Consider the following 14031-nt stretch of genomic DNA (forward strand, 5'->3'; position numbering starts at 1 on the left):
CAGACACGTCGAGCAGGTACGAAAGTAGGTCTTAGTGATCCGGTGGTTCTGTATGGAAGGGCCATCGCTCAACGGATAAAAGGTACTCCGGGGATAACAGGCTGATACCGCCCAAGAGTTCATATCGACGGCGGTGTTTGGCACCTCGATGTCGGCTCATCACATCCTGGGGCTGAAGCCGGTCCCAAGGGTATGGCTGTTCGCCATTTAAAGTGGTACGCGAGCTGGGTTTAGAACGTCGTGAGACAGTTCGGTCCCTATCTGCCGTGGACGTTTGAGATTTGAGAGGGGCTGCTCCTAGTACGAGAGGACCGGAGTGGACGAACCTCTGGTGTTCCGGTTGTCACGCCAGTGGCATTGCCGGGTAGCTATGTTCGGAATAGATAACCGCTGAAAGCATCTAAGCGGGAAACTAGCCTCAAGATGAGATCTCACTGGGACCTTGAGTCCCCTGAAGGGCCGTCGAAGACTACGACGTTGATAGGTTGGGTGTGTAAGCGCTGTGAGGCGTTGAGCTAACCAATACTAATTGCCCGTGAGGCTTGACCATATAACACCCAAGCAATTTGACTACTCGAGAGAGCATCAGATTGCGGTGTGTGAAGACGAAACGAACCGAAAGTTCGAGATACTCACAAAACACCCAACTATCGCATACCCAATTTGCTGAAGCGCGGCCAGTTGGCCACGACTCGGTACCCGAATTTCTTGACGACCATAGAGCATTGGAACCACCTGATCCCATCCCGAACTCAGCAGTGAAACGATGCATCGCCGATGGTAGTGTGGGGTTTCCCCATGTGAGAGTAGGTCATCGTCAAGATTAAATTCCGAAACCCCAATTGCGAAAGCAGTTGGGGTTTTGTTTTAGTAGAAGTCACCTATTTTGCTGGCACGTTACGGCTGTAACGGGCTGGTCACAGAATTTCTTGACGACCATAGAGCATTGGAACCACCTGATCCCATCCCGAACTCAGCAGTGAAACGATGCATCGCCGATGGTAGTGTGGGGTTTCCCCATGTGAGAGTAGGTCATCGTCAAGATTAAATTCCAAAACCCCTGTCTGTTAACGCAGACAGGGGTTTTGTCGTTTCAGGACGCCAAAAACCACAGAAACTAAAAAGCCAGCCTCTGGAAATCAGGGACTGGCTTTTCTATTTGTGTCTATTCCCGTTGGTACGCCGTTCGACCGAAGTCCTGGGCATTTCATACAAATTTCTAAGATTTCCCGCTCTGGTGCCGACAGACTGTTGAGACATGCGTGCACCAAAGTAGAGCGGTCGCAGAATGCCGTTTGCGCTGTTACATGGAATGTTGCAACTCGGAACGCATCCCCACTTTCTGCATAAGAAGTCCTATGAAATGAATCTCAAGTTCAGCCATAAAATCTTGTTGGCCGCCTCCGGCGTCGTCGTGCTGGCATTCGCGTTGTTCACTTTGTACAACGACTATTTGCAGCGGAACACCATCCGGCAAAGTCTCGAAACCGCTGTCCAGCAAGCCGGTGATCTGACCGCCAGCAGCGTGCAGAACTGGATGAGTGGCCGGGTGCTGGTTCTGGAGAGCCTTGCGCAAAACGTCGCGCACCAAGGCGCCAGCGCGGACCTTGCGGGCCTGATCGACCAACCGGCTTTCACCTCTAACTTCCAGTTCACTTACGTTGGCCAGGCCAATGGCGTGTTCACGCAGCGTCCTGACGCGAAGATGCCGGACGGCTACGATCCGCGTCAGCGTCCCTGGTACAAACAAGCCGTTGCGGTCGACAAGACCATGCTGACCCCACCTTACATGGCAGCCGTTGGCGGTCTGGTGGTGACCATCGCCATGCCGGTGAAAAAGAATGGCGAGTTGCTTGGTGTAGTCGGCGGTGACCTGAGCCTGGAGACCTTGGTGAAGATCATCAACTCAGTGGACTTCGGTGGTATCGGTCACGCGTTCCTGGTCAGCGCCGACGGCCAGGTGATCGTCAGTCCGGACAAAGACCATGTCATGAAGAACCTGAAGGACATCTACCCGAACGCCGGTGTGCGGATCGAGAAGGGTAATCAGGACGTCACGTTGAACAAGCAGGATCGCATCCTCTCGTTCACCCCGGTGAGTGGTTTGCCGAATGCCCAGTGGTACATCGGTCTGTCGATTGATAAGGACAAGGCCTACGCGCCATTGAGCCAGTTCCGCACCTCGGCATTGATCGCAATGTTCATCGCCGTGACGGCCATTGCAGTGCTGCTGAGCTTGCTGATCAATGTGCTGATGCGTCCGTTGACGACCATGGGCCGCGCGATGCAAGACATCGCTCAGGGTGACGGCGATTTGACCCGACGGCTATCCGTCGAAAGCAACGACGAGTTCGGTGAGCTGGGCGGTTCATTCAATCAGTTTGTGGAACGCATTCACGCCTCGATCAGCGAAGTGTCTTCGGCCACCCGCCAGGTTCATGACCTGTCGCAACGGGTCATGACATCGTCCAACGCCTCGATCATCGGCTCCGACGAGCAAAGCGCTCGCACCAACAGTGTGGCCGCAGCGATTAACCAATTGGGTGCTGCTACGCAGGAAATTGCACGCAACGCTGCTGACGCTTCGCAGCATGCCAGTGGTGCCAGCGAGCAGGCGGACGATGGTCGTCAGGTGGTTGAGCGAACGATTCTGGCGATGACCGAACTGTCGCAGAAAATCAGCCTGTCCTGCACCCAAATCGAAACCCTGAACGCCAGCACCGATAACATCGGGCACATTCTGGATGTGATCAAAGGTATTTCCCAGCAGACTAATTTGCTGGCCCTGAACGCGGCCATCGAGGCGGCCCGTGCCGGTGAAGCGGGTCGTGGTTTTGCGGTGGTGGCGGATGAGGTACGCAACCTGGCGCACCGCACGCAGGAGTCAGCGGAGGAGATCCACAAGATGATCACCTCGCTGCAGATCGGTTCTCGTGAAGCGGTGACCACTATGAACGCCAGTCAGCTCTCCAGTGAACAGAGCGTCGAAGTGGCTAACCAGGCGGGCCTGCGACTGGTCAGCGTGACCCGGCGCATCGGCGAAATCGACGGTATGAACCAATCAGTCGCGGCGGCCACCGAAGAGCAGACCGCCGTGGTGGAAACGCTCAACGTCGACGTCAATCAGATCAACCTGCTGAACCAGCAGAGCGTGGCCAACCTCAATGAAACATTGAAGGATTGCGATGCCTTGTCTCAGCAGGCGAACCGGTTGAAGCAGTTGGTTGATAGCTTCAAGATCTGATTCAAAACCGCGTTATCGTTCAATCGCGGGCAAGTCGCACCGCCGCTCCCACAGGTTTCCGGTGATCCCTGTGGAAGCAGACTTGCCCGCTATGGCGGTAGATCAATCACCACCGAACGAAAGCCCTACGCAAACAACTTCAACACATTGTTCATCGCATCATCGGCAAACCCCTGCACAAAGTCCTTGAAGCCCGGCAGTGCCTCGGCACCTCCCTGCGCCGGCTCGGCGATGATGGTCCAGGTCGCGCGGGACTTGCCCGCGCCCAGGGGCTCAACGCTCATCGCTGCCCACAAATTGGCCACGCCCAACGTGTTGTAGATCGTGGTCCAGGTCATGTTCAACGCGTGGTCATTTCGCGAGTTGAGTTGTTCGACCACGAGGTTGCCGTCCTTGAAGAATTTCTTGCGCAAGGACGACACGCCTTCACCCGTCATTTCGATGTGCGACAGCGCCGGAATGAACCGATCGAAGCCGGCAAAGTTGCCGACGATTGCCCAGACTTCCTTGGCATCGGCCGGCACTTCCACCGAGGACACGACGTGGCAGCCTTGAGGATTTTTGATCAGGGTATCGGGTTGCAGAGTGCTCATGGTTTTGCTCCGTTTGGGTTGAATCAGATGAAGTTGATTTCTTTCAGGTAGTCGCAGCCACGACGCAGCAGCGCCGGGGATTTTTCCGGGTAATGCGCACCCATTTGCCGCACGCCGGCCTGGGCGTTGTCGTGGCCGATCATCGAGATGTCGCCGATGTCTTCTTCAAAGCCGTTGAGGTAAAACCCGAGCACGCCGAACAGAGCGTTGTCGCTGTCGACCCGGTCCAGTTGCTGCTGCCAGTCGGCGACGCTGACCATGGAGAACTCCCGCCCGGCCTCGCGAAAGGACGCCACGTAGTCGTCCCAGCTCAGGGGCTCGGGGTTGTGCAGGTTGAACACCGCTTTTTCAGGCTGATAGCGGCTGGCATGGAAGGCGATGAAGCGGGCGAGAAAATCCACCGGCATCAGGTCGAAATTCAGCGCGAACTCCGGTACACGACCGAGCTGGATCGAGCCTTTGAGCATCAGCATCAAGCGGTTTTTATGCGGCTGGCAGACGCCGGTCAGGCTGTTGAAACTGATGTTGCCGGGGCGATAAAGGTTGACCCGCACCCCACGCTCGCGCGCCCGTTCAAGAATCCGTTCGCCAACCCACTTGGAGAGGTTGTAGCCGTTCTTGATGTAGATCGGCGGGGTCGGCGCGGCGGGTAACTCCAGGACTCGGCCATCGGCGGTAATCGTGCTGGAGGCCGAGAGCGTGGAGACGAAATTGAAAATTTTCTTGCTGCGCCCTTCACACAACCTCAGACACTCGAAAATCGGCTCGACGTTGTCCCGCGCCAGCGACTCGTAATCGAGTACGTGATTGACGTTGGCCGCGTTGTGCACCAGTGCACCAAACTCTTGGTCGAGGCGCTCGTAAACTTCACAGGAAAGCCCCAGGAATGGACGGGCAATGTCCGCTGCGTAAACCCGCACCCGACTCAGGTCCAGATGCTCCAAGCGGTTTTCGCGCAAGGCATGAGCAAAGCGCTCAGCCGCCGTTTGCCCCCCGCCATCGCGCACCAGGCACGCGACTTCCGTTGCGCCCCAACCCAATAGCGCCTCGACAATGTGCACACCGACAAAACTGTTGGCGCCGGTGACGATCACCTTGTGCACATCGCCCATTTTGCTGACCGGCAACGGCTGAATATCCAGCTCACGGAAAGCATCGGCCAGTGCCTTTTCGCTCAGCACTTCTTCAGTACCAGAGCCACGCACCAAGGTCGCCAACTTCGCAATGGTCGGCAGCTCGATGAAGCGATTGATGGAGATGCTGCGACCAAACTCCTCACGTAATCGCAGCAACATGCGCGACAACAGAATCGAGTGGCCGCCCAGATTGAAGAAGCTTTCGTCGGTAGAAATATCGCTGACCGGCAGCTCCAGCAACTCGGCCCAGATCTCCAACAGCAGCCCCTCATCGGCACTGGCCGGCAAACGTCGCGTGGTGTTTTCCAAGACGCTGACCGGCATTGAAAGCAACGCCTTGCGGTCGACTTTGCCGTTGCTGGCGAACGGCATGCTTTGCAATTCGGTCCAGGCGCCGGGTTGCATGTAGTCCGGCAAAAACTGCACCGCGTGAGCCTTCAAGGCTTCGCGAGCGGCTCCGGGTCGGTCTTCCTGAGGCTGTGCGAGGAAAGCCAGAATGCGCCGCTGACTGTCGATGACCACCGCCACCTGGCGGAACAACTGGCTGTCGCGCAGGCAGCGCTCGATCTCTTCCGGTTCAACCCGAAAGCCGCGAATCTTCACCTGGTTATCCCGGCGACCACACAGCTCGACGCCGTCGCCGGTCCACTTCGCCATGTCGCCGGTACGGTAGGCGCGCAGGGTTTGGCCGCCTGACACATTCAGGTTCAGATAGCGCTCAGCGGTTTGCTGCGGGTTGTTCAGATACCCGAGGCAAACCCCCGGACCGATGATGTACAACTCGCCTACCGTGTGGTCGGTGACCGGTTGCAAGTCTTCATCGAGGATCAGCACCTGGCTGTTGGCAATTGGCGCGCCGAGGGTTCGATTGCTGTCACCGGTACGCAACTGTCGCGCGGTAATCAGCACCGTGGCTTCGGTCGGGCCATACAGGTTGTAGAGCTTGCCCTGGCGCGTCAGTTGCTCGATTACCCAGGGTTCGCAAACGTCGCCGCCAGTCATCACATGAGCCAGCACCTGCAACTGATCCAGCGGCAGAATGCTCAACAAGGCCGGTGGCAAAAAACCGTGGCTGAGTTGTCGGTGGCGGATCAGTTCGACCAGTTGCAAGGGGGCACGACGTTGATCGTCACTGGGCACGACCAGTTCGGCGCCCTGAAGCAAGGTCGGGAAAATGTCGATCAGCGATGAGTCGAAACTCAACGAAGAAAACTGCAGCACCCGACTGTGCTCGGTGAGTTGCACGTAGTCGGCATACCACGCCGTGAAATGCGCGAGGTTGGCCTGACTGAGCAGCACGCCTTTGGGATGCCCGGTGGTGCCCGAGGTATAGAGCGCCATGCACGGCGCATCGAGATCGGGTCGGTGGCGCATCAACGGTTGTTCGAGGTCCGCGTCTTCGGCGTTGATACGGCTGATGTCCAGCCCCGGCGTGTCATCGGCAAGTGGATGCTGGCCGTCATGCAGCAACAACACGGCCCCGCCATTGGAAAGAATGTACTGCTGACGTTGCAGAGGATGGCTCGGCTCCAGCGGCAAATACACCGCGCCGCTGCCGAGAATCGCCAGGATCCCCGCATACAGCGCGCTGCATTTGGGCAGGCAGATTGCGACCACCAACGGCCCTTCATGTTGATCGAGCAGTGGTTGCAAACGCTGCTGGATCGCACGGCTGTGCGCGTGCAATTGCCGATAGCTCAGCGTCGTCTCGCCGATCGTCAGCGCGGGGCGCTCGGCCGACTGGTGGAGGCGTTGTTCGAGACGCTCGATCATCGAGATCTGAGCCAGCTTCAGCAGCCAGGATTGCTCGGTCAGGTTGAGCGCGTGGACGAAGGCCAGGTGTTCCAGAAACAGCAGGTTTTCCACCCGCTCAAAATGAGCGGGAGCGGCCGGTTCGGTGTGCAGGAAATAGTCGGCATCGCGGGAGAAGCGGCTGACCAGCAGCGCGACGTGATCCAGCAACTCTGCCATGGCTCGCAGGCGCAATGCCTGGCCATTGCCGCCAGGTTCGTCGGCGATCGGTATGCGAGTGAACAAGGCAGAGTTATACGTGCACAACACGTCCAGCGGCGGCAAACCGCAAACCTGCGATGCGCCGACACCCAGTTGCAGCGTCAGTCGCGGTGTTGCGTCGAAACCGGCAAACGGCAGACTCGCATCGTCGATCAGCAAATCAAACGACGACTGCTCGTTGAGCGCGTCGAACCGCACTAACGAATGACCGTGCTGTTCAAGTTCCAGCGCCAGGTCGGTCAAGGCCTGGCTTTGCCCAATGAGCAAAATGTCGAGACGTCTCATGGTGTTCTCCTCGTTAGACCAGGTAGTCGCAGAGGGCGTCTTGCACGCACGGCGAATCGAGCAGCGAACTGCTGCGGAAAAACCGCACGATGTTGGCGACTAACGGGTGATGACGGTTGATCGGGAAGGCCAGTCCCGAGACTTCGCGCTTGAGTGCCTGACGAGCCGTCTCGCTGATCTGCAAGGACTCGATCAGGCGCAAGTCGAAGGACTTCTGAATGTCGTTGGTCAGGTAATGGCCAATGAACACCGGTAGAATCTGCGCAATGCAATGGCGATCGTCTTCGCTCGCGGTGTGCCAGTAGATGCGCACCAGCCGCGCCCAGAAGCCGGAGTGGCGACCTTCGTCGAGCAAGTGATCGGCCATCAGGCCTTTGATCGACTGCTTGACCGTGTCGTCCTTGGCAAACGCCGCGACATCGCCGGTCACGGTGTTCTCGGCAATGGCCACGCAAATCAATTCGACGGGGCTGCGCAGGCGCTCCGGCGCGAGCGCCACGGCTGCCGGAATGGCTCGACTGAGTTCGATTTCATCTGGCAGCACCATCGGCGCGATGCCGGTCAGGGCGATGGTCTGCTGCATGAAGTCCATGGCGACCAAGGCGTGGTAATCCTCGTCCACCACCACGGTCATGGCGTCGTAACGGCAGGCGAACGGGAACGCCACGGCGAAGCGATTCTTGGCGATGCTGCGAGCGGTCTTGTCGACGATCTCGGTTTCGAAAATCACCACATCATTGATGAACTTGTAGAGCGTCTGCACCAAGGCGAAGTCCCGTTGCTCCGGGCATTCGCGCAGGAAGGTTTCGTTCAGCACCAGCGGTTGGCGACTCAAGGGATAGATCAGCTTGTCGTCGTTTTCCAACATCCGCCGTGGGCGAGTGCGGATCGTCGCGCGGCTCTCCCAGGCGTCGGCGAAGGATTGGTAGTCGGCGGCGTTCATGCGCTCACCTCCGGCAAAGGCTCGCCCATGCTCAGACGCAGGCCGTCCCACAGTGCGATGCGACTTTCTACGGCGGCAATGGCGCTGGCATAGACGTCTTCTTCGCGTTGCGGATTGCCATCGACCAACCGGGCGAGCAGTTTTTCCGCTGCCGGGCCATGGTCTTCGGAGTCGACTTCGATGTGCCGCTCCAGGTAGTAACGGAAGGTCGGCGCTTGTTCGATGCCAATACCCCAATCGTCGAGAATGCGCTGGAACATCTGCGGAATCACACTCTCACGACCATGTAAAAACGCCGCGGCAACACTGTGCCCCGGGGCATGCAACGCCGTGTGCAAGGTGTGCCGCACGAACTGCGCCGCCGCCGGATCAACGTCCACGCTTTGCAACGCGACGTCGTAGCTAACGCCTTCTTGTTGCAACGCGACAAAGCGCTCCACCGCGACCGTACTGGCGCCGACTTCGCGCATCGCATCCAGATACAACTCAAAATGGCTGTAATGACCGTGGGCAGGACGATCATCGGACTCTTCACCCAACACGATTTCATTGATCAGGCGCGCGGCCTGCGGATCTCGTGGCGGTAGCCAGGGCAGTTGAACGCAGGTCAGTTCTTGTTGCAGGCGCTTGGTCAGCGACATGAAATCCCACACGGCAAATACATGGGTTTCCATAAAGCGTTGAAGTACCGACAGCGAATGTATTTCAGAAAAGATCGGGTGCGCACTAAGTTCTGCTTTCTTCTGGTTGAGGCGGTCTTTATTCGGCTTCATGAGCGAACCTATATGTGATCGAAAGTGCGATTAAGGAAGTTTCGGCCAATAAGCCTCTGTCGTTTAAAGTTTTCTGTGGGCGAGCAAAGGCCTCAGGCTAATGGGTCTGTATGAGTGAGTAGTGGTCCGCAGATAAAGGGTTGCAGGCCTGTATTCAGTGCGGCGAACAAAAACTAATACACGAATAAAGTATCCGGCAAGTTATTTTTTAATTAAATTAAAGTTCATATTTTTCGAGTGTGACAAGTTCCGATAAAACTTTGGGTTTAAGTTTTATTTGGACGTAGTTGCTCCTTTCGACTAATGAAAGTCAAAATTCAAATGAAGAGTGAATGCCTCACTCGTAGCAACTTTCTTAGTTAAATCAATGAGGTGACTTTAGAGGGTGGAAGTTGGCCGGGACCAACGCCGGTGCTTCCGTTCCCGTGACAAGACTCCTTCCTTAGGTTCTTGGTGCGGGGACTGTTGCACAGGTGCGCAGCGTCGCCCGTTCATTGGTTGTTGGCAGTCCAAGAGTGAGCGTAAATCACGGCAGCCGCTATCGCTGAGATGTCATCTTCTCAGTGCAATAACGGGGCTTGGGAGGGGGAAATCGAGGGCAAGGCTTTAGCGTGGGGTTCTGCGCCGTCGTGACAAGCGAAAACGAGCAGTTTGATCTGCTCGCTCAACTGGCCAGAACGGTTTACCGGGAGGTTTTCTTGTTCAGCGCTTCAGGGCTGGCGAGGTAGCGTGTAATGACCTCGACACCCCGATTGAGGTGATTCTCGAGCATCGTTACCGCGCGCTCGATGTCGCGGTCTTCCACCGCCAGTAACATCGCTCGGTGATCATCCTGGGACAGTTTGCCCAAGCCCATCGCTTCGAGGTTGAAGCGCAGGAAGCGTTCTTCCTCGTTCAACCCTTCTTCTATCAGACCGAGAAGGCGACGGTTAGGCGCCTTGACGTACAGCGACATGTGGAACAGGCGATTGAGCCGACCGATCTCCGAGTAGTCGTGCTCTGTCTCCATGTCGTCGATATGACGGGCCGCTGCTTCGAAGTCTTCTTTCTCAAGCAGTGGAATCGACAGTCGCAGCGCTTCAGATTCCAACAAAATCCGCAGTGCATAGGTTTCAACCGCATCGCCCTGCACCAGCGGTGCGACGACGGCGCCTTTGTGGGCGACAACGTTGAGCAGCGCCTGGGCTTCGAGCTGGCGCAAGGCTTCGCGCACGGGCATGCGGCTAACCCCGAACAAATCGGCCAGGTCTTGCTGGCGCAATGCAGTGCCGCAAGGGATGCGTCCATCGAGAATCGCCGCGCGCAGCGTTTCTTCGATCACCGAACGTGCAAGGTGGGCGGGAATAGGCCCGCTGACCTTGATGCTGCTGAGAGGGTTGGTCTTTTGTGGCACTACTACGCACCCTATTCGACTGAAATATTTGGATCCAAATGGACACTAGAGACTGCAATGGAGCTTGTCAAACAAGTCAGGTTTTTCAATCGCACTCTTTTTATGTCAATCACAATACAAGTCTAGCGTGCCGTTCGTGATTGCACCGTGCCATTGTCTTTTATCGGGCTAACCTGCACCATCGGCCGAATACCATTTGCCTGATCTGGATGCCTCGCATTGGCGGTACGTTTCGCGATCCCACGGACTTTGCGCTGGCTGTGCTGTGCGCTGCTACTGGCCGGCCTCATGCTGGGCGGCTTGCAGGCCGATTGGGATTTTTCGCTGATCAGCCGCCGTGCGCAAGCCTTATACGGACCGTTAGGTGAAGGGCAGCAACGGATCGATGCCTGGCAGCATTTGCTGGCCACTCAGAAGCAAGTCAGCGAGCAAGAACAGCTCAAAGTGGTCAACCTGTTCTTCAACAAGCAGGTGCGTTACGTCGAGGATATCGATCTGTGGCACGAGGTCGACTATTGGGAAACGCCCATCGAAGCGCTGTGGAAGGGCGCCGGTGATTGCGAAGATTATGCGATTGCCAAGTATTTCAGCCTGCGTCATCTCGGCGTCTCCAGTGACAAGTTACGCATCACCTACGTCAAGGCGTTGCGCCAGAATCGGGCGCACATGGTGTTGACCTACTATTCGAGCCCCGAGGCCATGCCGCTGGTGCTCGACAGCCTGATCAACGAGATAAAACCAGCCAGCCAGCGGACCGATCTGTTACCCGTCTACTCTTTCAATGCCGAAGGTCTGTATTTGCCCGGCGCCAAGGGCAATAAAAAAGTCGGCGACACCAAGCGCCTGTCCCGCTGGCAGGACGTGTTGAAGAAAATGCAGGCCGAAGGTTTCCCGGTCGAAACGACTAACTAGGAGCACGCGCTCAGATGTCTTTGTTCAAACAGCTGTTGATCGCAATCTGTCTGTTCCTGGTCGTCGCCTTCACCGGTAGCTTCATGGTCAGTCTGGAAAGCTCGCGCACGCAGTACGTCAACCAGTTGCGCTCCCACGCCCAGGACGCCGCGACGGCACTGGCGCTGTCCCTGACGCCGAACATCGACGACCCGGCGATGGTCGAGCTGTTGGTGAGCTCGATTTTCGACAGCGGTTACTACGCAAATATTCGCGTGGTCGACCTGAGCAACGACCAAACCATTGTCGAACGCAGCGGGATTCCGGCGGTGAACAACGTGCCGGACTGGTTCGTCAAAATGATCGGCCTTGAAGCCGCGGGCGGCGATGCGATTGTCAGCCGGGGCTGGGAGCAGGCGGCACGGGTCGAGGTGGTCAGCCACCCGATGTTCGCGTTGGCCAAGTTGTGGCAGAGCGCGTTGGGCAGTCTGGGCTGGTTGTTGCTTTGCGGCGCTGTGAGCGCGGCGCTGGGCGCGTTGTTGTTGCGCCGGCAATTGAAGCCGCTGGACTACATGGTCCAGCAATCCCACGCCATCGCCCGCCGCGAGTTCCTCAGCCTGCCGGAACTGCCACGCACCCCGGAACTGCGCCGCGTGGTGCAGGCAATGAACCAGATGGTCGAGAAGCTCAAGGCGCTGTTCCAGGAGCAGGCCGAGCGCAGTGAAAAACTGCGGGTCGAGAGCTATCAGGACAACCTGACCGGGCTGGCCAACCGTCGTTATTTCGAGATGCAATTGAACGCCCGGGTGAGCAACCCGGAGCAGGCCAGTTCGGGATATCTGCTGCTGTTGCGGGTCAAGGACCTGGCCGGATTGAACCAGCGGTTGGGCGGCCAGCGTACCGACCAGTTGTTGAAAGCCGTGGGCGAGCAGTTGTCCCGCGAGTGTGCCAAGTACCCCGAAACCCAAAACCTCGTCACGCGGATTCGCGGCGGTGAGTTCGCTGTGCTGGCGCCGGGGCTGGTGCGTGAAGAAGCGTTGCAACTGGCGCAGAACCTCGACAGTGCCTTGGCGAGCCTGCATGCGACAGGCGCCACCGATGTGGCCTCGGTGGCGTCGATCGGGTTGGCGCCTTTCGTTCATGGCGACTCGCCGCAAGCGGTGCTCGGGCTGGGTGATCAGGCGTTGGCCCAGGCGGAAGCCCAGGGCGAGCCGAGTTGGGCGTGCCTGGATCACAGCGCATCGGCCAGTGTCGGCGATGACCATCATGCGTGGAACAACTTGCTGGACCAGGCGTTGGAGCAGCGGCGGTTCCAGTTGTATTTCCAGCCGGTCGTGGCCAGCCAGGACACCCAGTTGGTGCTGCATTACAAAGTGCTTTCGCGTTTGCTCGACGAACAGGGGCAGACCATTCCCGCCGGGCGCTTCCTGCCATGGCTGGAGCGTTTTGGCTGGACCGCGCGGCTGGATCGACTGATGCTGGAATTGGTGCTTGAGCAGATGGCCGACCACGAAGAGTCGCTGGCGTTGAACCTGTCGTCGGCGACGTTGGGCGATCCGCAGGCGCTGAATAAAATCTTCGAGATTTTGCGCGCCCATTCCAATCTGGGCCCGCGCCTGACGCTGGAAATCGGCGAGGAACAACTGCCAGAGCAAGCGATGCTGGAAGAGCTGACGCGGCGCCTGCGAGAACTCGGCTTCTCCTTGAGCCTGCAGCGCTTTGGCGGCCGCTTCAGCATGATCGGCAACCTGGCGCGGCTTGGCTTGGCCTACTTGAAGATCGATGGCGGTTACATCCGGGCGATCGATCAGGAGAGCGACAAGCGCCTGTTCATCGAAGCGATCCAGCGCGCGGCGCACAGCATCGATTTGCCGCTGATTGCCGAGCGGGTCGAAACCGAAGGGGAGCTGTCGGTAATTCGGGAGATGGGGATTTATGGGGTTCAGGGGCAGTTGTTTGGTGAGCCCAAGCCTTGGCAGTGAGGCTGATGCCCTCATCGTCGGAACGCCGCCCGGAGCCGGCAGATCTTCAGTGAACACAGACTGTGTGAACGACCAAAATCTCTGTAGGAGCCGAGCTTGCTCGCGATGGCGTCCGTGCAGTCACCGGAAAATCTGAAGGCAAATTCCTAGGAGATTTCCTTCGAGTTGCGTCGGTTTTGGTGAACTTGTTCCGGGTAATGGGCAGGTCTAGTCTGGCCTTGTCACTGAAAATTCGGTGACACGGACGTGCAAGTCCGACCAAACTGTTTAGGTTGCGTATTGCCATATCTCACGATGAGCATTTGTATGCTCGCTGCTTTATGGCGGCTGCGCGCAGGAGATCTTCGGATCTGCTGGGTGTCCTAAACAGTCCCGGTCTTGCACACCTGCGCATGGCCGCCACCCTATTCGCGTGCAAGCGAACGGTGACGGTCTCAACTGACTGTTTAGGAGTTTTTCTTATGTTCAAAGTAACGCCCAATCCGCCTTCTCCCCGCAGAGGCCATCTCTTCACCGTCTCCCCCGACATCCCCACCGAAGCCCTTCTCGCCAACGCCTCCGAAGACCTGCGCTCCATCAGCGCCATCGCCGCCGATCTTGCAGACGATGTAGAAGACTCACGCCGCTGTGTCGCGCTGGGGCTTAGCCGGATAGCCGATGGGGTTCATTTATTGGTGGAGCGGGCGCTGGATCACCTTGAATCGCCAGAGTTGGCGCCGGGTTCGGAAGGATTGCCAGGCTAGTTCTTGATCGTTCCCACGCTCTGCGTGGGAACGCA

At 57.8% G+C, this 14031-nt stretch carries 9 protein-coding genes and 3 rRNA genes (1 of these 12 cut by a window edge); 7 read left to right on the forward strand and 5 right to left on the reverse strand.

Features of this window, described 5'->3' with window-relative positions; genetic code table 11:
• The 4 genes from LOY55_RS00575 to LOY55_RS00590 all read left to right on the forward strand — a co-directional run.
• Positions 1-550, forward strand: a 23S ribosomal RNA gene (locus tag LOY55_RS00575) (it extends 2342 nt beyond the left edge of the window).
• 157 nt (positions 551-707) lie between these two features.
• Positions 708-823: ribosomal RNA gene (gene rrf / locus LOY55_RS00580) — 5S ribosomal RNA — on the forward strand.
• A gap of 105 nt (positions 824-928) precedes the next feature.
• Positions 929-1044, forward strand: a 5S ribosomal RNA gene (rrf, locus tag LOY55_RS00585).
• Between the two features lie 319 nt (positions 1045-1363).
• Positions 1364-3244 carry a methyl-accepting chemotaxis protein gene (locus LOY55_RS00590; RefSeq protein WP_109788050.1) on the forward strand — a complete coding sequence of 627 codons (1881 nt, stop codon included), beginning with the start codon at positions 1364-1366 and terminating at the stop codon, positions 3242-3244.
• Between the two features lie 125 nt (positions 3245-3369).
• Here LOY55_RS00590 and LOY55_RS00595 read toward each other — a convergent pair whose 3' ends face one another.
• The 5 genes from LOY55_RS00595 to LOY55_RS00615 all read right to left on the reverse strand — a co-directional run bounded on the left by LOY55_RS00595 (position 3370) and on the right by LOY55_RS00615 (position 10380).
• Positions 3370-3837, reverse strand: a complete 468-nt coding sequence (locus LOY55_RS00595) for an SRPBCC family protein (RefSeq protein WP_046033196.1) — start codon at positions 3835-3837, stop codon at positions 3370-3372.
• Between the two features lie 23 nt (positions 3838-3860).
• On the reverse strand, positions 3861-7271 hold the full coding sequence (locus LOY55_RS00600; protein ID WP_258667422.1) for a non-ribosomal peptide synthetase: 3411 nt from the start codon (positions 7269-7271) through the stop codon (positions 3861-3863).
• A 13-nt stretch (positions 7272-7284) separates the two neighbouring features.
• Entirely contained in the window at positions 7285-8214 is a 930-nt protein-coding gene (locus tag LOY55_RS00605) for a diiron oxygenase (protein WP_223524334.1), read from the reverse strand.
• Entirely contained in the window at positions 8211-8987 is a 777-nt protein-coding gene (locus LOY55_RS00610; RefSeq protein WP_046033199.1) for a DUF3050 domain-containing protein, read from the reverse strand. The genes LOY55_RS00605 and LOY55_RS00610 overlap by 4 nt, the downstream gene beginning before the upstream one ends.
• A 682-nt stretch (positions 8988-9669) precedes the next feature.
• On the reverse strand, positions 9670-10380 hold the full coding sequence (locus LOY55_RS00615) for a GntR family transcriptional regulator (protein ID WP_046033200.1): 711 nt from the start codon (positions 10378-10380) through the stop codon (positions 9670-9672).
• Positions 10381-10599: 219 nt separating this feature from the next.
• Here LOY55_RS00615 and lapG point away from each other — a divergent pair, with 219 nt between their 5' ends.
• From lapG to LOY55_RS00630, 3 genes are all read left to right on the forward strand, one after another.
• Positions 10600-11292 (forward strand): cysteine protease LapG, encoded by a 693-nt coding sequence (gene lapG, locus LOY55_RS00620; RefSeq protein ID WP_109788053.1) that lies wholly within the window; start codon positions 10600-10602, stop codon positions 11290-11292.
• A gap of 14 nt (positions 11293-11306) precedes the next feature.
• Positions 11307-13253, forward strand: coding sequence for a cyclic di-GMP receptor LapD (gene lapD / locus LOY55_RS00625; RefSeq protein ID WP_046033202.1), 1947 nt, complete (start codon positions 11307-11309; stop codon positions 13251-13253).
• A 392-nt stretch (positions 13254-13645) separates the two neighbouring features.
• Complete coding sequence (locus LOY55_RS00630; RefSeq protein ID WP_408980971.1) at positions 13646-13996, forward strand: DUF6124 family protein; 351 nt, start codon at positions 13646-13648, stop codon at positions 13994-13996.
• The last annotated feature ends 35 nt before the right edge of the window (positions 13997-14031 follow it).

It is taken from the genome of Pseudomonas sp. B21-040 (genome assembly GCF_024748695.1).
Taxonomy (GTDB): domain Bacteria; phylum Pseudomonadota; class Gammaproteobacteria; order Pseudomonadales; family Pseudomonadaceae; genus Aquipseudomonas.

Coding starts and splice junctions, on each gene's coding strand:
- LOY55_RS00590 (WP_109788050.1), top strand. CDS start 1,364: ATGAATCTCAAGTTCAGCCATAAAATCTTGTTGGCCGCCTCCGGCGTC.
- LOY55_RS00595 (WP_046033196.1), bottom strand. CDS start 3,837: ATGAGCACTCTGCAACCCGATACCCTGATCAAAAATCCTCAAGGCTGC.
- LOY55_RS00600 (WP_258667422.1), bottom strand. CDS start 7,271: ATGAGACGTCTCGACATTTTGCTCATTGGGCAAAGCCAGGCCTTGACC.
- LOY55_RS00605 (WP_223524334.1), bottom strand. CDS start 8,214: ATGAACGCCGCCGACTACCAATCCTTCGCCGACGCCTGGGAGAGCCGC.
- LOY55_RS00610 (WP_046033199.1), bottom strand. CDS start 8,987: ATGAAGCCGAATAAAGACCGCCTCAACCAGAAGAAAGCAGAACTTAGT.
- lapD (WP_046033202.1), top strand. CDS start 11,307: ATGTCTTTGTTCAAACAGCTGTTGATCGCAATCTGTCTGTTCCTGGTC.
- LOY55_RS00630 (WP_408980971.1), top strand. CDS start 13,646: ATGGCCGCCACCCTATTCGCGTGCAAGCGAACGGTGACGGTCTCAACT.